17 protein-coding genes are annotated in these 23373 nt (G+C 51.8%); all 17 read left to right on the forward strand.

From position 1 onward, the window contains the following. Window positions 1-123: 123 nt before the first annotated feature. The 17 genes from folB (at window position 124) to JTN23_RS00685 (ending at window position 23100) form a co-directional block, all read left to right on the forward strand. Window positions 124-474, forward strand: coding sequence for a dihydroneopterin aldolase (gene folB, locus JTN23_RS00605; RefSeq protein ID WP_247231490.1), 351 nt, complete (start codon window positions 124-126; stop codon window positions 472-474). Window positions 475-509: 35 nt separating this feature from the next. Further along, complete coding sequence (locus JTN23_RS00610; RefSeq protein WP_262918381.1) at window positions 510-1268, forward strand: DUF2490 domain-containing protein; 759 nt, start codon at window positions 510-512, stop codon at window positions 1266-1268. Between the two features lie 306 nt (window positions 1269-1574). After that, entirely contained in the window at window positions 1575-2543 is a 969-nt protein-coding gene (locus JTN23_RS00615; RefSeq protein ID WP_247231494.1) for an alpha/beta fold hydrolase, read from the forward strand. Continuing rightward, entirely contained in the window at window positions 2530-3207 is a 678-nt protein-coding gene (locus JTN23_RS00620) for an acetoacetate decarboxylase family protein (RefSeq protein WP_247231496.1), read from the forward strand. The genes JTN23_RS00615 and JTN23_RS00620 overlap by 14 nt, the downstream gene beginning before the upstream one ends. A gap of 213 nt (window positions 3208-3420) precedes the next feature. Next, on the forward strand, window positions 3421-4020 hold the full coding sequence (locus JTN23_RS00625; protein ID WP_247231498.1) for an RNA polymerase sigma factor: 600 nt from the start codon (window positions 3421-3423) through the stop codon (window positions 4018-4020). Between the two features lie 229 nt (window positions 4021-4249). Further along, complete coding sequence (locus JTN23_RS00630; protein ID WP_247231500.1) at window positions 4250-5323, forward strand: FecR family protein; 1074 nt, start codon at window positions 4250-4252, stop codon at window positions 5321-5323. Between the two features lie 168 nt (window positions 5324-5491). Continuing rightward, the gene (locus JTN23_RS00635) at window positions 5492-9004 is read left to right on the forward strand and encodes a SusC/RagA family TonB-linked outer membrane protein (protein ID WP_247231502.1); all 3513 of its coding nucleotides are present in this window, start codon (window positions 5492-5494) and stop codon (window positions 9002-9004) included. A gap of 11 nt (window positions 9005-9015) precedes the next feature. Further along, window positions 9016-10857, forward strand: a complete 1842-nt coding sequence (locus JTN23_RS00640; protein ID WP_247231504.1) for a RagB/SusD family nutrient uptake outer membrane protein — start codon at window positions 9016-9018, stop codon at window positions 10855-10857. A gap of 81 nt (window positions 10858-10938) precedes the next feature. Continuing rightward, window positions 10939-11313 (forward strand): SGBP N-terminal domain-containing protein, encoded by a 375-nt coding sequence (locus JTN23_RS00645; RefSeq protein WP_247231506.1) that lies wholly within the window; start codon window positions 10939-10941, stop codon window positions 11311-11313. An 18-nt stretch (window positions 11314-11331) separates the two neighbouring features. After that, window positions 11332-12318 carry a DUF4466 family protein gene (locus tag JTN23_RS00650; protein ID WP_247231508.1) on the forward strand — a complete coding sequence of 329 codons (987 nt, stop codon included), beginning with the start codon at window positions 11332-11334 and terminating at the stop codon, window positions 12316-12318. Window positions 12319-12561: 243 nt separating this feature from the next. Further along, window positions 12562-14619, forward strand: coding sequence for a right-handed parallel beta-helix repeat-containing protein (locus tag JTN23_RS00655; RefSeq protein ID WP_247231510.1), 2058 nt, complete (start codon window positions 12562-12564; stop codon window positions 14617-14619). A gap of 45 nt (window positions 14620-14664) precedes the next feature. Next, entirely contained in the window at window positions 14665-15900 is a 1236-nt protein-coding gene (locus JTN23_RS00660) for an alginate lyase family protein (RefSeq protein WP_247231512.1), read from the forward strand. 3 nt (window positions 15901-15903) lie between these two features. Beyond that, window positions 15904-17820 (forward strand): heparinase II/III domain-containing protein, encoded by a 1917-nt coding sequence (locus JTN23_RS00665; RefSeq protein ID WP_247231514.1) that lies wholly within the window; start codon window positions 15904-15906, stop codon window positions 17818-17820. A gap of 10 nt (window positions 17821-17830) precedes the next feature. Continuing rightward, window positions 17831-19159, forward strand: coding sequence for a BNR repeat-containing protein (locus JTN23_RS00670; RefSeq protein WP_247231515.1), 1329 nt, complete (start codon window positions 17831-17833; stop codon window positions 19157-19159). Between the two features lie 27 nt (window positions 19160-19186). Then, window positions 19187-20266 carry an alginate lyase family protein gene (locus JTN23_RS00675; RefSeq protein ID WP_247231517.1) on the forward strand — a complete coding sequence of 360 codons (1080 nt, stop codon included), beginning with the start codon at window positions 19187-19189 and terminating at the stop codon, window positions 20264-20266. Between the two features lie 43 nt (window positions 20267-20309). Then, on the forward strand, window positions 20310-22259 hold the full coding sequence (locus JTN23_RS00680) for a heparinase II/III domain-containing protein (protein WP_247231519.1): 1950 nt from the start codon (window positions 20310-20312) through the stop codon (window positions 22257-22259). A 346-nt stretch (window positions 22260-22605) separates the two neighbouring features. Then, complete coding sequence (locus tag JTN23_RS00685) at window positions 22606-23100, forward strand: hypothetical protein (protein WP_247231521.1); 495 nt, start codon at window positions 22606-22608, stop codon at window positions 23098-23100. Window positions 23101-23373: the final 273 nt, after the last annotated feature.

Consider the following 23373-nt stretch of genomic DNA (forward strand, 5'->3'; position numbering starts at 1 on the left):
CAGCAGTGATCGCTCCCGTGCGGTCGCTGCTGCACTTTTTATATACTGTCTGAAACTAACTACCTTTGGTGATTAGTTTGATAGGCTAGGGATTAGCAAGTACATAATCAAAACACAACTACCTTGGGGACAATAGCACTAGAAGGTCTGGAATTTTTTGCCTACCATGGCTACTACGCCGAAGAGCAAAAGATCGGAAATAAATATTCCCTCGATATTACTATCAAAACTGATATTGAAGATGCCGCACAGCGTGATCGCCTGAGCGAAACGGTAAACTACGAAGAGTTGTACCGCATAGCCGCAGATGCCATGCAGGAGCGGTCCCGGTTGCTGGAGCACGTAGCCTTTCGGGTTATTGAGCGCATCAGGGAGAAATACCCTGCCGTAGAAAAAGTAGTGGTATCCGTATCCAAATTTAATCCCCCCGTGGGAGGTGTATGTACCCGTGCCCGCATAACCCTCGAAGGGTAGTCTTCTTACCTTGATCATACACCAGGTCATTTTCCATGTTTTTAGAAACAAATAGTAAAGGTGCTGCAAAAGTAATTTGTAGTTTTATACTATTTTTTTGGATTAGTAGTATAGGTATAGCTTATGCTCAGAATCGTGTCCATCAGCAACTCTACTGGACACGGATCAATTTGCAGTCGCAGGTATCTGACAAATGGCAGGTAAATGCTGAGGTGGATAACCGGCGCTTCATGGATCCGGACAGGCAGCAGCAGATTATCTTCCAGACCCAGGCACTCTATACAATCCGGCCCGGCATATTGGGAGGTACAGGGGTATCTCTGTCATGGGTCTATACGCCCACTAAGTCAGGTACAATGGTGGTACCTGAGATACGGCCTTTTCAATCCATTGTAGTTACTCAGCCCCTGTCGACCCGACTGATACTTCAGCACCGCTACCGGATTGATGAACGCTTTTTTCATAAACATGATGGTATACGCCTGACCGAAGGGTATCGGTTCAACTGGCGTTTTGCGTACCAGGCACAACTGAGTTATCCGGTAGTGGCAGTTAAGCCTGGCTCTTTTCTTAAAATATCAAATGATATTATGGTCAATGCGGGAAAAAACATCGCCAGCAACTTTGACCAATACCGCTTCTATGCCGGATTTGAATACCCTATTACTCCTCATTGGGCCACCGAGGCTGGCTATATGTACATATACCAACAGGGACGCCAGAATTTACTGGTCAGGGATGTATTGCGTCTGACCATTTTTGGCCGCTTCGGGGGAGCCAGGTACCCCCGGTAGGTACCCCCTTCGGCTTGTTGTGTCTTCTGCTTCGGCACAGTTTTTTATTATTTTCTTTTTAAAGAATGTTAAAAGCGATTTGGCATCTTGGGTACTACCGGGTGCTGTATCTGTCTGTTATCAGGAAAACCTTGCTCCTGAAATATTGATCTTCTGTTTAGGGGAGATCATGGGTAAGCAGCGTTGCGGAGCAGGAATAGCGACGAGGAGATAGGATCGAGTACATATGAATGTAGCTAATCAGATAATAGCAGAGAGCTCTTTATCATGGTCTGCATTCGTTGTATGTATTATATCTATTTCAGCATGAAAAGCTTTCAGAAAAAATCCGTTTGTGGGGTAGTAGTCATGATTACCCTGCTGTTGGTGCTCACGGCCAACTCCTGCACCAAAGTACCCGAAATACCAGTAAGTGAGCTGTCCCGAAAGTACAATATCAGACCTACCGACTTTGTGGCGGTGGATGGGATGGATGTACATTTCCGGGCCGAAGGCCCCGCGTCTGATTCCGTTCCGCTGGTACTGATTCACGGAACGGGCTCCTCGTTGTTCACCTGGAATGAATGGACTCGCCACCTCAAGGACAAGCACCGCATCATCCGGATGGATCTGCCCGGCTTTGGCCTGACGGGCCCTCATCCCAAGGATGACTATACCCTGGATATTTATGTAGACTTTCTCCATTCGTTCCTCAAAGCGCTGAACGTAAAGCGCTGTATACTGGCTGGAAACTCGCTAGGGGGGGAGATAACCTGGCAGTATGCCCTTAAGTACCCCGAGCAGGTCCAGAAAATGATCCTGATCGGCGCCGCCGGCTATCCTACCAAATCCAGGAACGTGCCCCTGCCTTACATTGTCATGCGACTGCCGGTACTGAGGGAGGTATTTGAGAAGTCAACTACTCCTGCGGTTATTCGCAGTAGTCTGGAGTACCTCTACGCTGACCCGAGCAAGGTAACAGATAGCCTGGTTAACCTGTATTTTGATATGACCTGCCGAAACGGAAACCGGGAAGCGCTGACCGAGCGGATGGAAAGCATTGCTGAAGATGGCCCCTGGAAACTACTACCAACGATCAAGACGCCGACCTTACTCGTGTGGGGAGCGAAGGATCAGTTGATCCCCCTGGAGTACGGGCATAGATTTGATAAGGATTTGCCTAATAGTACGCTGGTCGTGATTCCGAACGCGGGGCATATGCCTATGGAGGAGTCGCCGAAGGAGTCAATACGGCCAGTACTAAGATTTATCAAAGAGCCTGATGATCATCTATGACCCATTTTCGCCGGTTCCGTCCCAGATAGCGCCCGCTCCCTGGCAGCTAACAGGTAACGGGTATATTTTTCTGTTTCGGTACCGCAAAGAGTGGGTTTATGAGCACGGCTTTCTTTTACCTTTCCAGCAAAGACACTACAAGCTCTCTGTGGGAGCCGTCATCATGGCTGATTATCACAGCTCCGATGTAGGGCCTTATCGGGAGCTGATGTTTATTCCCGGTCTTTTCAGGCTAGGCGGGCGTTACTTGTTTTCAATTTCCAAAATCTACGTATCCAGCTACGACAGCCTCTGGAACGGCGTAGAAAACTGGGGTATTCCCAAAGAACTGGCGGACTTTCATATAGACACCACTTCCGGGCAGCAGGAAACCTGGCAGGTAAGCCGTGGGGATAAAGCTGTCTTCTCTGTCAATCTAAAAAGCAAAGGCTGGTCATTCCCCGTCACTACTACGCCCTTCCCATTCCGGATCGGGCAGGACCTTCGGGGGCAGCTACTCATTACCGAGCCCAACGTCTCCGGCCGGTGCCAGTTGGTCACCTCAGATAGCTGGCATACCGACCCCGATTATTTTCCTCCCGTCAACCAGCTACGCCCGTGGCTTGGCTTCTCCATCCGTAACTTCCGAATGACATTCCCGAAGGCGGTTAAGTCTGTAATCTGAGATAGGTTAAAAATAAATGCGGAAAAATGATAGAACGGAGTAGGGGAGCCCGTGCTAATATTCGTCAACCTTTATGGTAACTGGCAGTGCCATAGCGGTGAAGTCCTCAAGCCGACAGATACTTGTCAACTTTTCTGAAAATTTAAATGATTAGAACCTTGTTGATGCCTGCTTTACACAGCATAAACCGGGTATCGTGTTAATTAGTCTTGCATGAAGTTGGAGAGCGTTATATCCCGTACGGAAGCTCAGCAGTGGGAGTTGCTACGAGCAGGTGATCCTGCCGTATTCGAACAAGTATTCAAATCATACTACAATTTTCTGTATAACTACTGCCTGCGTCTTCAGGATGATGAGGATGAGGTTAAAGACTGCATTCAGATCCTGTTCCTGAACCTTTGGGAGCGACGGGAGTACCTAGGGCCTACTACTTCCATCAAGGCGTATCTGCTGGCTTCGCTGAGGCGACTGGTGCTGAAGCGGATGAAGGCAGGTACTATATTTCAGGTCATTGATCCCGATACCTTTGATCTGCAGCCGGAGCTTTCGTCCGAAGCCATCATGATCCGGGATCAAACCGTCAAGGATAATCTGCAGCTCCTGCAAAGGGCGCTGGATAAGCTGCCAGTCCGGCAGAAAGAAGCGCTTTACCTGAAGTTCTACGGAGAGCAATCCTTTGCCGAAATAGCCACGGTAATGTCTATTTCTACCCGCGCTGTCTACAAGCTTGTCTACAAAGGGCTGGATTCGCTGGCCGAAGAGCTCCGTATGAGTCCTTCCAAGCTCCCTTTCCTGATGAATTTCCTTCTTTGAGCCTCGCATTCTAAGGCAGTTCTTCTCCCCGTACAGCTGATATATGGGGAGCTCAAGCCTTTATAGTACCTACCATCTTCGGCTTATTTACTGCCGGCTTTCTCAAACCGGTAGCCTTTTCACTGCTTCATTTTACCCAAAGTATTTTTTTTAGAAAAAATTTGATTCACAGAGGGTCACTTCAGAAATAGTCAAGCTTTATAGTAGTAAAAGACAATTTGTAAAGCTATTGGAAAAGCAGCGCTATACGCATTTTAGTGCATCGGACTTCCTACTGGATGCTGATTTTCTGGCCTGGGTTCAGGGGCAGGCTCCCGAATCGGACCAGATCTGGCAACAATGGCTGGCCGAAGATCCCACCATGCAGGCAGAGATAAAAAAGGCAAAACAACTCTATGCAGCTTTGTCATTCAGGGAAAAGAAAATCAACTCCCGCCAGGTTGACGCTGAATGGGAGAAAATGAAGCTGGTCTTTGAATACAGAGAGGTAGACATGTACCCTGAAGAGACTACGGGAAAAAAGAAGGTGCTGCCCGTGTTGCTGCGCGTAGCGGCAGCCGCGGCACTGCTCCTGATGGTAGTGTGGGTAGGGAAGGGGTACCTATCAGCGGGTGGCCCGGGAGCTACTGCTATGATGCAGCGTGAAGTAGCCAATGGTCAGCAGCTTACCATCAAGCTCACCGATGGTACCGTCATCAGGTTGAACGCGGGTTCTACGCTGTCATATCCCGAGAAGTTCCGGTCCGAAAAGCGTGAGGTACACCTTACGGGTGAGGCGTACTTTGAAGTCGCTCCCAATCCCAGTGCCCCTTTTATTATTCATACCGGTGATGTTCAGGTCAGAGTAGTAGGTACCAAGTTCTCCGTGAAGGCTTATCCCGAAGGTGACGAAGTAAAAGTGGCTGTAGTAGAAGGCAAGGTAGGTGTCAATACATCGGCACCGGCCTCGGCTCAGCCGGGTACTGCCGCTCAGGCGGAAGAGGTATACCTGACCCCGAACGAGATGGCCACTTTTGAGAAAGAGAATAAGGAGATCAACGTCACCTCCTTTGACAAGGCTGAATTGCTCGGCTGGAAGGACGGCATCCTGTACTTCGAGAAAGCCGACTTCACCGAAGTGGTCAGAAAGCTGGAGCGGTGGTACGGGGTAAAGATCAGGATACAATCAGGAAAGAAAGTAGACCCCGAGTGGCGGTTTAGCGGGAAGTTTGAGAATAAGTCGATTGACTACATTCTGGACATTTGCAGCTATCCCGACCGGTTTACCTACGAGGTAACGGATAGGGAGGTAATCATACACTAACTCGTAAGCAAAGACACATGCAACCACTGGATAGTAGCTAAGAGTAAGGTCGGCAACCACTGATTGCCGACCTGTACTTATGGCTTAGGTCATGCACTGAGTTGGCGCTCCTGGAGCATGACACTGGCCTTATTCAAAACACGGTACGTATTTCAAACACTTAAATATATGAAATTCAAACTACTACCACAAATCATAGCCATGTCGAGGTATACAATGATTGGGGCTTTGGTCCAATGCCTGTTCGTGGGGTTGCTGACCGCGGCCGACCTGAGGGCACAGGAGAAAAGCATTGAAAACATCTACCTCTCCGCTGATATGCGCAATGTCAGTCTGGAAGATGCTTTCGTTCAGATCATCAAGATGACGGATCTGAATTTTCAGTATGATCAGAAACTGGTAGCCAGCAAGCGGCTCAACCAGAACTTCCGGAACGAGAGCCTGGGCAAGGTACTTCGTTCTATCTCCAAAGAAGCCGGACTGAGCTTCCGTCGGATCAACGAAACAATTTATGTAGCTGATAATCCGGGTAAGAAGGAGGCCGTATCAGAAGTAGTGATTCCGGCCAAAAATGTTCTCCCGGTACATCTGGCCGCGCGCGAGACTGCCAGTGGACTACCGGTACCTTTCCGTACCAATCCTATTTCGATGCAGCCTGCTAACAAAGTACAGATGCAGGCCATTGCTGTAACGGGTCGCGTGACCGGCGAAGGCAGTGACGAAGGTATACCCGGGGTAAGTATCGTAGAGAAAGGTACTGCCAATGGTACTAATACCGATGTAGAGGGACGATTCACCATCAATGTTACCAATCAGAGCTCGGTACTTGTATTCAGTGCGATCGGCTATATTACACAGGAGGTGACCGTAGGGGCGCAAACTACGCTGAACCTGAGCCTGAAGACCGATGTAAAATCGCTGGAAGAGGTAGTAGTAGTAGGATACGGTACCCAGAAAAAGGTAAACATGACGGGTGCCGTGTCAGCTATAACTGTTGACGACAAAATCACCAGCCGCGCCCTGTCCAATGTATCGTCAGGTCTGTCGGGTCTGGTGCCGGGGCTATCAGTAACCCAGGGTTCGGGTATGGCCGGCCGTAACAACGCCAGCCTTGTCATTCGTGGACTAGGTACGGTGAATAATGCCAGCCCGCTGGTGGTAGTGGACGGTATGCCCGATGTAGACATCAACCGTCTGAACATGAATGACATCGAGAGCATCTCGGTACTCAAAGATGCTACCTCGGCGTCGGTATACGGTTCACGGGCGGCTAACGGGGTAATCCTGATTACGACCAAGTCGGGTAGAGGGCAGGAAAGAGCCAGCATCAACTATACAGGCTCATATGCCATTACCAACCCAACCCGCGCCTACGATTTTATGGCTGATTATCCCCGTGCCCTGACCCTGCATCAGCGTCTGGCATCGGTCAATACACTGCGTTCCAACCTTTTCTTTAAGGATGGTACCATTGATCAGTGGATGGCCCTGGGTATGATCGATCCGCTGCGTTATCCCAACACCGACTGGTGGGACATAATCATGCGTCAGGGATCTATCCAGAACCACAACCTGTCGGCTTCGGGTGGTGGTGATAAGTCCAACTTCTTTATCTCCCTGGGAGTGATGGACGAGAAAGGTCTGCAGATCAATAATGACTACAGCCGCTATAACGCCCGCTTCAACTACGACTACAAGATCCGCCCTAATATCAATACCGGAGTGAAGTTCCAGGGGAACTGGTCTAACTTCACTTACGCTCTGGAAGATGGTTTTACGGATGATAACGCCAATAATACGGCTGGTTTTGATATGCAGTACGCCATTGCCGGTATTACTCCGTATGATCCGGTCACTGGCTACTACGGTGGTGTAATGGCGTATAATGAGGATCCTCAGGCCTATAACCCCTATACGCTGTACATCAATAACCTCACCCGCCGGAACCGTCAGGAGGCCAATACGATGATGTACGTAGACTGGTCACCCATCAAAGGACTGACTGCCCGGGTGGACTATGCGCTGAACTACTACAACCAGTTTAGCTGGAACGCCAACATGCCTAACCGCTCCTACAACTTCCAGACCAATACGTTTGGTAGCCGGGTGTACGTAGGGGACAATGCCGGTGTAAGTAACGCGACCAATATGGGATACAAAACCCTTTTGAACGGGCGGTTGAGCTACAATACTACCATTGCCCGTAACCACGAGATCAGTGCCCTGGCCGTATATAGCGAAGAGTTCTGGTCGGATCGCTACCAGTTTACCTCCCGCAACGACCGTCTGCACCCGTCACTCCATGAGGTGGATGCTGCCCTGACCGATATCCAGGCTACAGGAGGTAACTCCAGCATGGAAGGACTTCGTTCCTACATCGGTCGTATTAACTATACCGCTTTTGATAAGTACCTGTTCGAAGCCAACTTCCGGGTTGATGGTTCGTCCAAGTTTCTTCCCGGCAGTCAGTACGGATTCTTCCCATCGGTGGCCCTGGGATGGCGCTTCACCGAAGAGAGCTTCCTGCAACCAGTTCTGAGCAATATCCTGGCTCAAGGTAAGCTACGGGCGTCGTACGGTGCACTGGGTAACAACAGTGGTGTAGGCCGCTACCAGCAGCAGGAGACACTGGCCGCCAGCAACTACTTCCTGGGTACTAGTATCGCGAAAGGTTTTGTGAACCAGAAAATGATCAACCGCGACTTATCGTGGGAGACTACTACGGTATTTAACCTGGGTCTGGATCTGGGCTTCCTGAACAACCGCCTGACTACTGAATTTGACTACTACGATCGTCTGACTACCGGTATGAACCGCCCTTCGGATATGTCTATTCACCTGACTGGTGCGTACGAAGCGCCCCGTCGCAACATCGGTGACCTACGCAACCGGGGGGTCGAAGGTAACATTACCTGGAGAGACAAGTATGGCGACATCACTTACGGGGTTAATCTGAATGCTTCTTATAACGCTACTACTCTTGAAAAATGGAATGAGTTTCTAGGTAGAGGCTGGGTGTTCCTGAACATGCCTTATCAGTTCCTGTATACGTATGAGGATCAGGGTATCGCACAGACCTGGGAGGATGTATACAATGCTACTCCTCAGGGAGCCGCTCCGGGGGACATCTTGCGTAAAGACCTGAATGGGGACGGCCGTATTGATGGCAATGACATGAGGGCGTATCCACGCATTCAGCGCAACCGCCCCACTACCTTGTTTGCTCTGAATACCAACTTTTCCTGGAAAGGCTTTGACCTGGGTATCCTGTTCCAGGGCGCTACCGGCCGCAAAGACTACTGGCTGAATATCTATAACAACATGAACTTTGGTAACCAGCGCTATGCTTCGGGCTGGGGGCACTGGAACAATCCCTGGTCGGTTGAAAACCGTGAAGGATCCTGGCCGCGTCTGGGAGGAAGCGGAAACAACCGCGCCGAAACGTCCTTCTGGCTGGATGACCTTACCTATGTGCGCCTGAAGAACATGCAGTTTGGGTATACGGTCCCTCAGGTACTTCTGCGTAAGGTGGGACTTAACAATCTACGCATCTTCGCTTCATCCGAAAACCTGCTTACCATTACCAAGTTCCGTGGCCTTGATCCGGAGAAGGATGGCAACCGAAGCGACGCGTACCCATTGAATAAATCTTATTCACTTGGTCTAAATATTGGATTATAAATTTTTCACCAATGAAAAAAATAACCTCTAAAATACTTACACTTTCTGCTCTGGCAGGAATGCTGGTCTGTGCCAGTTCGTGTACCAAGGACTTGCTGGACCTGGAACCAACCACCGAGCTTGCTTCCAATGCTTTCTGGAAAACCGAAGCAGATGCCACCTTTGCTCTGCAGGGTGCTTATGCCTCTATTCGTCCTTTGTTCGATCGTGATTATTACTTTGATGGTCACGGTGAGTACGTACGTACCCGTGGTACCAGTGCTACCAGTGGTAACCTGCGCCTGGGCGATGCCTACCACAATGGTAACTACAACCCTGTAGGATATGGTGCGAGCTTCGACAAGTACTACCGCTACCTGTACGGGGGCGTTAACCGTACCAACTATGTGATCGAAAATGTCAATAAGATGCTGGCTACGGCTAGTCCTTCGTCAAGAGAAAACCTGGAAGCCATCATAGGGGAAGCACGCCTGCTGCGGGGCATGGTGTACTTCCGTCTGATCTCGATGTGGGGAGATGTACCTTACATCAGCAAGGTAATTACTGACAACTCCCAGGTAGCGGATATTACCCGTACTCCCATGACTCAGGTCAAGGACTCTATCATGGCTGACTTTACCTACGCCTACGAAAAACTACCCGCCAAGGCACCGGTAGTAGGTCGGGCGGCCAAGCCGGCAGCTTTGGCTTTTCGTGGTAAAATGCAGCTCTACTGGGCATCCTGGAATCGTTTTGGCTGGCCCGAACTAGATACCTTTAAGCCAAGTGCTGCGGAAGCCAATGCCGCCTATGCTGGCGCTGCCGAGGACTTTGGTAAGGTAATAAACGACTTCGGTCTGACGCTTTTCCGGAACGGTGAGCCGGGTGTAATTGATGACCTGGGCAAGGCCGAAAGATTACCCAACTACTACTACCTGTTTACACCGGTAGCTAACGGCGATCCTGAGATGATCATGGCCTTTACCCACGGTGGCATTGGTACCAACCAGGGCGAAGAGCTGATGCGTGATGTTGCGGGCCGTTCGCACGAGGGGTCACAGGCGTGGGTAACGCCGCGTTACGAAATAGCTGATCGCTACCAGTCCCTTACAACCGGAGATTTTGTTGATCCGCTTATCCCTATGAACCCCAACACCGCCGGTGCCCGCACAAGACCTGGCTCAGCCGTAAATCCACAGAGCTATGCTGACCGGGACTACCGGATGAAGGCGTCCATCATGTGGGATTATGAAATGAGTGTGGGGATGATTAACCTTCAGCCAACCGGTTGGGTACCCTTTATCTACCAGACCTGGAACCAGCCCATCACGATCAACGGGGTACGCTATACTACCTACAATACCGACGGATCCAACTCCGGCTACGTATTCCGCAAATTCCTCCGCAACTACGCCGGGCAAGGCCGTAGCGAAGGTAACTACAACTTCCCGGTCATGCGTCTGGCTGACGTATACCTGATGTACGCGGAGGCTACCAATGCCATCAACGGACCACAGGCCGATGCCATCGCGCTGGTTAATAAGATTCGCCACCGGGGTAACCTGCCTCCCCTGGCAGCTGACAAAACGGCTAGTGCAGATGCTTTCTTTGCGGCTATTGAGCAGGAGCGTATTGTCGAATTGCTGGGCGAAGGCCACCGCGGCTTTGACCTCCGTCGCTGGAGAGCCATTGAGCGGGTGTGGGGCGCTCCGTACAGCGAAGGCGTATGGCGCCGGGATACGCATGGGGCCAACCAGCAGCGCTACTACCAGAATGCGGATGAGCGGACCTATCAGCAGGCTTACATCTTCCGTATTCCTCCCGGAGAGCGTGATCGCAACCAGAACCTGACCCAGAATACTCCCTGGATGTAATTCTTAGACTAACTTAAAACTGATCTTAACTTATTAATAATGAATGCGATGGTAAAATACAGTAAAATAACAATCGCACTTTTGTTGTCATGCCTGGTATGGGTAGGGTGCAGTCCGGATTTTCCTGTTGACGAGGACGGACTGCTGGTTACCAACAGAGCGGAGTGCTATGTGAGTAATTTTGAGCTGCTGGGCTCTGATTTTCAGACGGTCCGGACGAAGAATGCGGTCATTGACACCGTAGCTCAGACTATAGATGTAGAGGTATTTTATGGTACCGATCTCCGCAATCTGTATCCGCAGTTTACGCTGGTAACGGACGCCAAACTGGACCCGAAAATTACCGGAAAGGTAGACTTCTCTGATCTGGTTACGCCTAAAGTATATACGGTAGTATCCGGAAACCGGAAGGTAAGAAAGCCTTATACACTCAATATCACTGTACAGAAACGGTAATCAGAACCACTACATACCATGCAACGAAACTTTCTAAAATATACGTCATTGCTGCTGTCATTGGTGCTACTGATGACAGCCTGTGAGGAAGAGAAAAGCATTATTCCACCCGCCAGAACGGAACTGCAGAATGATGTGATCAAACGTACGCTGGGACCCAATATAGTTGGTCTCAATCTGGAGTTTGCCTATGCCATGGCACTGGCTCCTGAAAGAGGAAAACTGGTCTCTGCCCAGGTGGAGGCGTCTATTCCCGGTGCCGGTGGAACCTACATGGAAAACAAGACCTACTATACCAACGGTAGCGGCCAGGATGTAGGTACTGAAGTAGGAACAGCCCTGCCCACCGAAGGTAAGATCACGAAGGTGAACTTCACGAAGGATACGTCGGCTTCTACCCTTCGGTACTACTATGTAATTCCGGAAGCAGCCCGTGGTCAGGAAGTAACGTTTAACTTCTCGGCTACCAGCAGCACCGGTGAAACCGTTACGTACAAAATGGGGCCATACAAAATAGCCAAGATGGACATGAAGCTGGATATGGCCGTAACAGATGCCGCCGCCAGTTATATTTCTATTGCCGACATGGCGGTATACACAGCGGAAGAAGCCGCCACAAAGGCCGATAAAATCGACCTTGTATACCTGTACCGTTCTATTCCCGGCATTATGTTCAACCACGCACTGGTTTCGCCGGGAGCCAATCCGGAGTATATGCCCGACCTGACGTTGCCAGCCGGAGTGAACCGTAGCACCAAAATCAAGAAAGAGTGGAACCTGCGGGATCAGCACCTGGCTCGTCTCCAGTTTGGCGTCTTTATTGATGACCTGGACTTTGAGAAGATCAACCTGACTGATATGCCCAACTACGCGCTCAATATGCGGGCAGAGTCGGGTGCGTGGGTAGAGACGGCTGATGGCAGATATAGAGCCTATGTCTACATTAACTCTGTGAATAACAACGGGAAGAGCGCGAGAATCAGTATCAAGCGCTACGCTCTTTGATCCTTTTGAGAATAAGGGTTACTGTACCGGCTAGCCGGTACAGTAACCCTTATTTATTAGTGCCTTATAGTAGTAATTGCTGCTTCCCTGTTTGCACCCATACACCACATACCACCTGAGCAGACGGTTCCTTGCCGGAAACTAATTTAGTACCAGCCAGAGAGTCTGCTCTTCGATAGTACCAATGACAAGTTCAGTTGCCGGATTTTGGTAAGCTGACTACTCCTAACCCTAAAAAATACCATGAAAAAGATCTACACAGCCGTACTGGTTGTCGCTGTTATGGCTATGGCTTCTATGGTTGCTACTGCCCAGCGATTTGTGCACCCGGGCGTCAGCCAAACGGCGGCTGACCTGGCGTATATGAAGCAACAGGTACGCAAAGGTGAACAGCCCTGGAAAGAGGCCTTCGACCGACTTAAAGCCGAGACAGATCTGAAATTTGAGGTCAAGCCATTTACCCACGTTTTCCGTGGCCCCTACGGCCGCCCCAATATTGGAGGCGTGGACCTGATGAAGGGAGCTGAAATGGCCTATAACTGTGCCCTGATGTGGTACATCACCGATGATAAAGCCTACGCCAATAAGGCCATCGAGATACTCAATGCCTGGTCGCCCGTGATCTGGGACTTCGACTACAACGACGCCAAGCTACTGGCCGCCCTGACGGGACACGTATTCATTAACGCGGCCGAAATACTCCGCTATACCAACTCGGGTTGGCAGCAGAAGGATATTGATCAGTTCAGCCACATGCTGATGACCGTGTACTACCCCCTGATCCGGTACTACTTCCCCCAGGCCAACGGCAACTGGGATGGCGCCATTATTCATACCCTCATGGCCATCGGCATCTTTACGGACAACCGCCCCCTGTTCAACAACGCCGTGGATCACTTTCTGCATGGGCCCATCAACGGGGGGATATTCAAGTACATATATCCCAGCGGACAGTGTCAGGAAACTACCCGCGACCAGGGGCACGTGCAGCTGGGGCTGGGGGAGTTCTCGGGAGCGGCTCAGGTGGCCTACACCCAGGGGGTAGACCTCTTTTCGATTGGGAATAACCGCATAGCTCTGGGCTATGAGTACACAGCCAAATTTCTGATGGGGGAGAAACCGCACAGCTACGGGGTAATTTCGGAGCGGGCCAAAGCTATCAGGGACGACTTCGAGTACGTGTATCGTCACTACACTTCCAAAGGTATCGACATGCCCTACACCAAAATGGCCGCTGATTCCATTCGCCCAAAGGCCAGCCGTAGTGTACTGACGGCCTTCCGGGCACCTACGGGTAAAGCAGTAGCTAAGCAGGGGGCACCAAGGCCCGGCACGATTGGCTACATAGCGGGTGCCAGAGAAACCCCATCCGCAAAGGCACCTGCCAACGCCATCCTGGTCACGCCCGAGCAGTCACTCCAGGAGGCGCTCAATTCGGCCGCAGGCACTGGCAGATGGGTAGTGGCAAAGGCGGGTCTTCACACGCTTCCGGCTACGCTTAAGGTACCCAGTGGCGTGACCCTGGCCGGAGAGGGACTGGCAACGATACTCTTTCTTGACCCCAAGTCGGCTGATCGGGAGGTAGTTACTAATGCCGATCCCGACCTGCACGATATCACCATTCGTGATCTGGTCATTGAAGGTTCCAATCGTCCGGTTCCACCTTCGGATCCTAACAGCAACCGCTCGTACCGTAATCCCAGCAACCGGGGAGGCGTCTTCTTTATATCCATGAAGGAGGGGCAGATGAAGAATCTGGACTTTATCAACCTTACCGTCCAGAACTGTACGGTCAATGGAGCCTTCATCAGCGGAGCCTCCAATGTCACTATCACCAATTGCAACTTCGACGAGAACGGCTCCAGTATGATACCTGGCCCCCGGCTCCAGCACAACCTGCTGCTGACGCACTGCGTGGGGGTGAAGATCCGGGACAGCCGCCTGGACACCTCGCCCTACGGGAGTGGAGTAGCCCTGGGGCATTGCCGTGATGTATCTGTGACAAGTAATGAAATAGCCCGTAATGCCCAGTACGGTATTCTGGTCAGCGAAAGCCAGAACATCACCATCGAGGGTAATTTCATTGAAGCTAATGACCTCAGTGGTGTCATGGTAGAGTACCTGTCCAGAGGCTCCCGCAATATCTCCATCCGCAACAACCAGATCCAGTACAACACCGGCTACGGTGTAGAGTCGTACGCTGCGAGTAATGTGAAGGCTGAGAAGAATACCTACGTGGGGAATGGTAACAGTGAAGCGCAGCAGAAGATCAGTAACGAGAGATTTATCGTGATGGAGTAGGTGCGTTGGCGCCTGCATGGAAGTACTTCAAAAAACCAGTATTCTATGAATTATTCTAAACCCTATTCGATACAAGTAGCCTTAATAGGTCTGTTTCTGGTACTAGGAGTACTTAGCTACGTAAGAGCAGCACCGGTACAGTTAAGCCCGAATCCACAGACGTTTCTGCTCAATGGAGACCAGCTGGTGGCAAATAAGCAAAAGGTAAAGCGGAAGGATAAAGTACTAACAAAGGCTTTGGCCGACCTGGTACAAACGGCTGATCAGGCGCTGCAGAGGGGGCCGTATTCAGTCACTTCCAAAAGCAAAGTACCTCCCAGCGGTGACAAGCGTGACTACATGAGCGTTGGCCCGTACTGGTGGCCCGACTCTTCCAAAGCCGATGGACTACCCTATATTCGTAAAGACGGGCAGGTCAATCCGGAGCGGCATGCTATCAAGGATTCTGAGTACTTCAATGCCCTGTGTCGTGAGGTACATCTGCTGGGGGTAGCCTGGTACTTTACGGAGGATAGGAGGTACGCTGACCACGCGGCGAAGCTCCTGCGGGTGTGGTTTCTGGATGAGGCTACCCGCATGAATCCGCACCTGAACTACGGACAGGCCATACCCGGTCATACCGAAGGCAGAGGCATCGGCCTGATCGATACCCGCAACCTGGCGAAGCTGATTGACGGCGTACAGCTCTTGAAAGGCTCGACCAGCCTATCAGCTCAGGAGTACAACGGTATCCGGGACTGGTACCGGCAGTACCTGAACTGGATGCTTACCAGCCCCATCGGGCAGGATGAAGCCGATGAACATAACAACCACGGTACCTGGTACGATGTACAGGCTGTGTCCATAGCGCTGTTTACGGAGCAGCCCGAGCTAGCCCGGAAGCTACTGGAAAATCAGACCAAAGCTCGTCTGGAAAGTCAGCTGAAGCCGGATGGGAGTCAGCCCCACGAGCTGGCCCGCACCCTCTCCTGGAACTACTCCCAAATGAATCTGAAAGGCTTTTTTGAGCTGGCTATGCTGGCTGAAAAGGTAAACGTAGACCTGTGGAATTACGAAGCGGGAGGGAAAGGCATCAGAAAGGCCTTCCTCTATATGCTACCCTATGCCGAAGAGAGCAAGCAATGGGAGCACAAGCAGATCAAGCCCCGGGATACCCATAACTTCCTGGAATTGGCACGTATGGCTGAACTGAAGTACCCGGGTATTGACCTGAAATCACTCCGGAAACAACTGCAGGCGCCCGACAACAGCGTGCTCCTGCTCACCAACTGGACCTTTTGACCTATGAAACTTATACGAATCCTACTGTTCTGGCTCTTGCTGACGCCCGTTATGGCGCAGACAAGTACCGCACCACTGACACCCGAAGTACTGCGTAAAAACATGAAGCAGGAGCACCCGCGCCTGCTGCTGCTCAAAGGCGAAGAGGCTACCATTCTGAAGCAAGTAAAAGCCGACAAAGGCTGGAGTCGGGTACATAACGCCATCCTGACTGAGGCGGACCGGATGATTGACTTACCCCCGGTAGAGCGCATCCAGATCGGGCGTCGGCTACTGGACAAGTCACGTGAGTGTCTGCGCCGGGTGTTTCAGCTTTCGTATGCCTACCGCACTACCGGCGACGAGAAGTACCTGCGCCGGGCTGAAAAGGAGATGCTGGCCGTAGCGGCCTTCTCCGACTGGAACCCCAGCCACTTTCTGGACGTAGCCGAGATGACCATGGCCGTGGCTATTGGTTACGACTGGCTGTACGATGCCTTGCCCGCTGCCAGCCGCAGTACCATCCGGGAAGCCATTGTTCAGAAAGGAATTAATCCCTCCTACGACAAGAAGTACAACTGGTTCCTGACCGCCGAGCACAACTGGAACCAGGTATGTAACGCGGGCATGACCTTCGGAGCCCTGGCTATTGCTGAGGACGAGCCGGAACTGGCCAGCCGCGTGATCAGCCGGGCCATCGAAACCATTCCCAAGTCCATGCATCCGTACGGACCCGATGGCGCCTATCCCGAGGGCTTTGGCTACTGGGAGTACGGCACGAGCTTCAATGTGATGTTTCTGAGTGCGCTGGAAAAAGCATTGGGTACCGATTATGGACTGGCGGGTATTGACGGATTCATGAAAACAGCCGGTTTTCAGCAGAGTATGATGGGACCCATTGGCCTGGTGCATAACTGGGGCGACAGTGGCCTGAAGGGCAGTCTGAGTCCGGCTATGTTCTGGTTTGCTGAAAAGCAGCGTGACCCATCACTACTGTGGAATCAGCGGGATTACTTCTCAGAAGGTAGCCCCACCGACTACGTCAGGAACCGCTTGTTACCGGCCGTACTGGTGTGGGGGATGAATACGGATTTAAAATCCATCAAAGCGCCCAAAGCGAAGATATGGGTAGGGCAGGGGGATAGCCCGGTAGCTCTCATGCGCACCTCCTGGACCGACCCCAATGCTATTTTTGTAGGGTACAAGGGCGGCTCCGCCTCCGTCAACCACGCCCACATGGATGCCGGCTCCTTTGTGCTGGATGCCATGGGCGAGCGCTGGGCCATGGACTTCGGACCGCAGGAGTACAACTCCCTGGAGAGCCGCGGTATTCAACTGTTCGGACGGACGCAGGATGCCGAGCGCTGGCAGATATTCCGGTACAACAACCTGGTACATAATACCCTGACGTTTGATAATCAGCACCAGCTCGTCAAAGGCTACGCCCAGGTGGATAGCTGGTCGGATGCCGCTTCGCAGCCCGCCCTAGTTTCGGACCTGTCTACCGTGTACGCCGGTCAGGTTGCAGCGGTCAAGAGAGGAATCACCATTCTGGATGATAAGCAGATAGTGGTTAGGGATGAGGTAAAAGCTACCAGCAAGCCCACTACCCTCCGCTGGACGTTGTTGACTCCGGCCAGTGTTACTATCGTGGACGAAAAAACGGTGGAGCTTTCGCAGAAGGGCAAGAAGATGTACCTGATTTTTGACTCCAAAGTACCTCTCACCATCAAGACCTGGTCGACCGAACCCACCCACGACTACGACGCGCCTAACCCTGGTACCCAACTGGTAGGTTTTGAGGCTATACTGCCCGCCGGTACCGAGCAGGCCTTCAATGCCTATTTTTCACCCACCAGAGCCACCAAACCCGTAAAAGCGCTGGCGCAGTGGCCGGTAAATCATCGGGCTGCTGCCATTTCCAGCCATTCAAAGAACTAGAAACATTATTATGAACAAGCGTTCTATTATAGTACTCCTTTTCATTTTTCAGGCTGGCTGGGCGGTGGCTCAGAACCAGTCACGGACATCGTCTGACCAGGTAATACCCGTAGCGAAGGTATGGTCGGGGCACCCCGTTGGCTTTGATCTGCTCACTACCGACAAGTACCAGTACGTGGCCTACTACGATGCCGACCGCAACATGGTAGTAGCCCAGCGCCCGCTGGACTCGAAGGAGTGGAAAATGACCAAACTACCTACCATCATTGGCTGGGACAGCCACAACTACGTCCGGATGGCGATGGACCGGAACGGGTACCTGCACGTATCTGGCAATATGCACAATGTACCTCTGATCTATTTCCGGTCTACGAAACCCGAGAGCGTTGAAGCTTTCGAAAAACTACCCATGACCGGTAAGAATGAGGAGCGGGTCACGTATCCGGTATTCTTCAAGGACCAACAGGGCGACCTGTACTTCCAGTACCGCAACGGTGGCAGCGGGCAGGGCATCTCGTACTGGAACAAGTACGATGCGGACCGGAAGGAGTGGAAAGGTCTGTTTGATACGCCGCTTTTCGACGGGGAGCAGGAGTCTAACTCCTACATGACAGACCCGAAGCTGGGGCCGGATGGTTACTTCTATACCGTGTGGATGTGGCGGCTGACACCCATGGCTAATACTAACCATAACCTGTCCTGCGTCAGAAGCAGGGATCTGGTACATTGGGAGAATCTGCGGGGAGAGTCCGTGACGCTGCCGATCAAATGGCGGGATAATGCCCCCGTAGTCGATCCGGTCGGGCCCTGGAACGGCCTGATCAACATGAGCTTTCAGGTCAACTGGGACCAGCAGCAGGTACCTCTTATCAGCTACCACAAGTTTGATCAGAAGGGCATTAGCCAGCTATACCTGGCCCGCTGGGACAAAGGTACAGGTATCTGGCAGATCTATCAGATCAGCGACTGGAAAGACTTCACCTGGGACCTGAACCGCAACGGTTCTCTGGCCAATAGCGTAGGCATCAGCTTCGTAAAGCCGCAAGGTACCAGCGATATAGCCGTTGCCTACCATCATGAAAAACACGGCAAAGGTATCTGGATACTGGACCGCAGCACGCTGAAAATAAAGAAGCAGCTATCGGGGCAAGAGGCCTCCAATTCACCGGTACTTTCGGCTATGCGTATCCAGCCGGGTATGAATGAGCAGCGGAAGATGGATAACACGGGCCAGTACATCATGCAGTGGCAGACCCTGCCTACCAACCAGGACCGTCCCCGCGAGGCTCCCTATCCGGCTCCCTCCGATCTGGTAGTATACAAGATAGCAGGCAACTAATTTTCTCTATTTCAGACAAGCGAAGAAATGAAAACACTGCTGATAACCCTACTGATAAGTACCCTGGCTACCTGGGGCTACGGGCAGTACCCCCATCCGGGAGGTATGCACCCGCAGGCGCAGCTGGAGTTTGTGAAGAAGAAGGTCAAGGCCCGGGAGCAGCCCTATCTCAACGCCTACCGCCAGCTTATCCAATATGCCGATTCGGCTTTTCAGCATCCTACCCATGCGCTGGCTGATTTTAGGGTACCGGGCTACTACATAGATGCCGTCGGCCACCGAACCAACTCCCGCTCCCTACAGTCCGACGCTTTTGATGCCTACGCCTGTGCCCTGACCTTTCAGCTAAGTGGTCAGAAAAAGTACGCCGACCAGGCCCTGCGATTTCTGAAGGCCTGGGCCGACCTCAATACTTCCTATTCGGAGCGCGACGGATCGCTGGTGATGGCCTACTCGGGTACGGCTATGGTAATGGCAGGGGAGCTGCTTTCTGATTACAAAGGCTGGAAGGCGGCCGACCGGGACCAGTTCAGAACGTGGGTACGTGATGTGTACCGGAAGTCGACCAACGAAATAAGAACCAAGAAGAACAACTGGGCCGACTGGGGGCGCTATGGCTCCATACTCTCCGCGTACTTTCTGGACGATACCGCTGAAGTCAACGAGAATATACGGTTGATGAAGAGTGACCTGTTTGATAAAATAGCGGAGGATGGGCACATGCCGCACGAAACGGTGCGCGGCAACAACGGAATCTGGTACACCTACTTCTCGCTGGCTCCCATTACGGCGGCGGGCTGGGTAGCCTACAACGCTACCGGCGAGAACTTGTTCACCTACTCCCAGGGCAGTCGCTCTATCAAAAGAGCCGTGGATTACCTCTACCAGTATACCCTGCATCCGGAGGAGTGGCCGTGGTTTAAGAACCCAAACCGCGGCTCGCCGCAGAAGTGGCCGGGCAACCTGCTGGAGGTACTGGGAGATGTCTATAACGATCCCCGCTACACCGATTATGTCCGGGAGGCCCGCCCACTTATCTACAACCTGCACCACTTCGCCTGGACCTTCCCGACCCTGATGAAGGTACAACTGACTGAATATAAATAGAAAGTAGCTACTCCTAACCCCTTATACAGCTATGGCTTTAAACATGATGAAACTCCTGATCCTCCCGATACTGCTCCTGCTTTCAGTAGGTAGCTGGGCACAGAAGCAGAACCTGCTAAGTGGCAAGTACACAGTTGATGAACTGGGTAAGGTACTTATCCCACAGGCGCAGTGGACACCCTTCCCCCGGCTGGACGATCGCGCTGGCTGGGCCAAAGCCGACAAGGCCATGATGCAGGCCTTTGTCAAGAAGGCCGAAGGCTACCTCAACTACGAGTGGCCCTTTATACCCGCGACCAAGTCGCTGCTGATCGAGCGGACCGGTGACCGCAACGAGTACCAGACCATCAGCTTTAAGAAGCGTGAAGTACTGGGTACTATGATCCTGGCCGAGATTTACGAAAATCAGGGTCGTTTTGTAGATCCCATTATCAACGGCGTGTGGTCTATCTGCGAAGAGTCATTCTGGGGGGTACCGGCTCACCTGCCCAAAACCAAAGAGCTGTCGGGGCTTATGGATGTGTCGAAGCCCTTCGTTGATCTGTTCGCCGCCGAAACGGCCACTTTTCTGGCCTGGGCCGACTACTACCTGGGCGACAAGTTTGACAAAGTATCGCCCCAGATCAGGAAGCGGATTTATAACGAAACGAACTACCGGGTACTTGAGCCGCTCATGACCAAGCACCACGGCTTCATGACGTCCAACGCCAATGGACGCCGCCCCAACAACTGGAATCCCTGGATTTGCTCCAACTGGCTCAACGCGGTACTACTACTCGAAAAAGATCAGAACAAGCGCACCCAGGCCGTTCAGAAAGTACTAACCGTACTGGACAACTACCTCAATCCGCACCCCCTCGATGGCGGCTGCGACGAAGGCCCCAGCTACTGGGGAGCCGCCGCCGCTTCGCTGTTTGACAACCTCGCTCTGCTGAATCAGGCTTCCAATGATGCCTTTCGGTACGTCTATGAAGATGAAAAGATCAGGAATATGGGGCGATTTATCTACCGGGTACAGATCGGGCCGGAGTACTTTCTCAATTTTGCTGATGCAGATCCACAGCCCAAAATGTCAGCCAGCATGATCTACCGCTTTGGCAAGGCCATCGGGGATGAGGAGATGATGAAGTTCGGAGCCTACTACCGCGAGCCCGAAGACGGCTCCATCGGACGGTTCCACTATTTCCGAAATTTCTACTCCCTGTTTATGCAGGACGAGTACCGCAAGGCTCCCCAGGGCTTGCCGCTCCCTAAAAGCGTGTGGCTCCCTGACTTGGAAGTAATGGTAGTACGCGACCGGGCCGGCAGTACGGATGGTCTTTTCGTGGCCGCCAAGGGAGGGAATAACGACGAAAGTCACAACCACAACGACATTGGCAACTACGTGGTGTACTACAACGGCCTGCCGCTGCTGATTGACGTAGGGCGGGGTACCTATACACGTAAAACATTCAGCGACGGGCGCTACGATATCTGGTACAACCGCTCCGACTACCACAATGTACCCACCATCAACGGCCACACGCAACCACCGGGGCCGCAGTTTAAGGCCAGTAACGTCGCTTTCCGGGATGACGAAGCTAGCGCGCAGTTTTCGCTGGATATGGCTCCCTCGTATCCTGCCGAAGCGGGTGTTACCAGTTGGCAGCGTACCATCCGGCTCAACCGGGGGCGCAATGTCCAGGTTCAGGATGTTGTTAGTCTGAAAAACGCTACCGGCCTTACGCACCATCTGATGACCAGCTACCCCGCTGAGGTAGGTAAGCCCGGAGAACTAATCATCCACTACCAGCCCCAGGGGCACTCGGCCAAAGACTTTATAGTAAAGTATGACGCCAGGAAAATGCAACCCGTCGTAGAGAAAGTAAAACTGGAGGCCATGGAGGATGAAGGTATCAGGACCAAGTGGGGAGATACCATCTACCGGATCAACTTTAAGGTTATTTCTCCTAAAAAAGTAGATAAATTTGATTTTGTGGTAGCGGAGAAATAGGACTGTAACTCAGTCTAAAAGCTACAGAAACTATCATACGGAAGGCGCCCCTGGGGGCGCCTTCCGTGCATGAGGGGCCTGAATTTGGCACATATTTTGTAACCTATATCGTAATACTGTCTATTAATATGTTAGCATGTAAATAGTTAGTATTTTAATTAATTGTAAAAAGTAAATGAAATCAGGGGTGAGTAGAACTTCCGGGAGCGGTACCTTTGTTAAAATAATCTTTGTAAAAGGAGAACCAGGATTCTCCCATCAGGATTAACAAATCTTTCTGGCCGGTCCCGAATCTACCGGGCAGAGAGGTACTTGACTAGTAATTTTTGCTTTACCCCAACTGCCGATGAAACCCTATTCGGAATATTCTGCCGAAGAGCTTGCGATGGAGCGCCTGTTTATCAGGTGGGTTCGGTACCCTAATGACCTGCCCATACGTGCGTTCTGGGAGAACTGGCTCATTCAGCACCCGCACATGGATGAGACAGTAACCGTAGCCAGGCAGCTGGTCGAAACATCTTCGGCTCTGGGGGCAGATGTCCTGTCAGGGGAGGAGGTGGGCTCACTCTGGAATAAGATCCGTACCTCCATTGAACAAATGCCCGATGTAGAGCCACTGGATGCTAAGCTGAAGACCGTGGCTACCAACTGGTACATCATCAGGTGGAGTGTAGCAGTACTTACTGCTTTTGTAATGGTGTTGCTTTGGTATTTTCTTCAACCCGCTCACAGCTGCAAGGCACTGCTGCCTTTCTATGCCAAAGCTAACAGTGTTCAGGCAACGTCTCCGGCTGATTCGCTTAAGAAGCCGTTTACCATTTCTAAGAATCTTACTGACTAGTTACAAAGCTGCTTTGTAACTGCTTCTTTTTACCTGGTCCTGCCACCCTTGCGATACTGGCGGGCTCATCAGGACCGCCTGCATGTGTCCGTCTGTGTATTAACCGATTCAAAAAATTAAGTGACTAAATCTTGTCGGGAGATAAGTAGGCCTACGTTCAATTATTCTTCTTAACACAATTCTAAGAAAAAATTGTAGGAAAGGCGTAGGGGTAGCCGCAGGAATGGCTCGTCAGTCAGAATTAAGAAACCCAATGAGGGGTATAGGTAACAT

Source organism: Telluribacter roseus, from assembly GCF_017355915.2.
In the GTDB taxonomy this organism is placed as follows: domain Bacteria; phylum Bacteroidota; class Bacteroidia; order Cytophagales; family Spirosomataceae; genus Telluribacter.

Bases quoted from the DNA above. Each gene is read 5' to 3' on its own strand.
- JTN23_RS00620 (WP_247231496.1), top strand. From the start codon at position 2,530: ATGATCATCTATGACCCATTTTCGCCGGTTCCGTCCCAGATAGCGCCC.
- JTN23_RS00610 (WP_262918381.1), top strand. From the start codon at position 510: ATGTTTTTAGAAACAAATAGTAAAGGTGCTGCAAAAGTAATTTGTAGT.
- JTN23_RS00655 (WP_247231510.1), top strand. From the start codon at position 12,562: ATGAAAAAGATCTACACAGCCGTACTGGTTGTCGCTGTTATGGCTATG.
- JTN23_RS00680 (WP_247231519.1), top strand. From the start codon at position 20,310: ATGATGAAACTCCTGATCCTCCCGATACTGCTCCTGCTTTCAGTAGGT.
- JTN23_RS00635 (WP_247231502.1), top strand. From the start codon at position 5,492: ATGAAATTCAAACTACTACCACAAATCATAGCCATGTCGAGGTATACA.
- JTN23_RS00665 (WP_247231514.1), top strand. From the start codon at position 15,904: ATGAAACTTATACGAATCCTACTGTTCTGGCTCTTGCTGACGCCCGTT.
- JTN23_RS00670 (WP_247231515.1), top strand. From the start codon at position 17,831: ATGAACAAGCGTTCTATTATAGTACTCCTTTTCATTTTTCAGGCTGGC.
- JTN23_RS00650 (WP_247231508.1), top strand. From the start codon at position 11,332: ATGCAACGAAACTTTCTAAAATATACGTCATTGCTGCTGTCATTGGTG.
- JTN23_RS00615 (WP_247231494.1), top strand. From the start codon at position 1,575: ATGAAAAGCTTTCAGAAAAAATCCGTTTGTGGGGTAGTAGTCATGATT.
- JTN23_RS00675 (WP_247231517.1), top strand. From the start codon at position 19,187: ATGAAAACACTGCTGATAACCCTACTGATAAGTACCCTGGCTACCTGG.
- JTN23_RS00685 (WP_247231521.1), top strand. From the start codon at position 22,606: ATGAAACCCTATTCGGAATATTCTGCCGAAGAGCTTGCGATGGAGCGC.
- JTN23_RS00660 (WP_247231512.1), top strand. From the start codon at position 14,665: ATGAATTATTCTAAACCCTATTCGATACAAGTAGCCTTAATAGGTCTG.
- JTN23_RS00625 (WP_247231498.1), top strand. From the start codon at position 3,421: ATGAAGTTGGAGAGCGTTATATCCCGTACGGAAGCTCAGCAGTGGGAG.
- JTN23_RS00640 (WP_247231504.1), top strand. From the start codon at position 9,016: ATGAAAAAAATAACCTCTAAAATACTTACACTTTCTGCTCTGGCAGGA.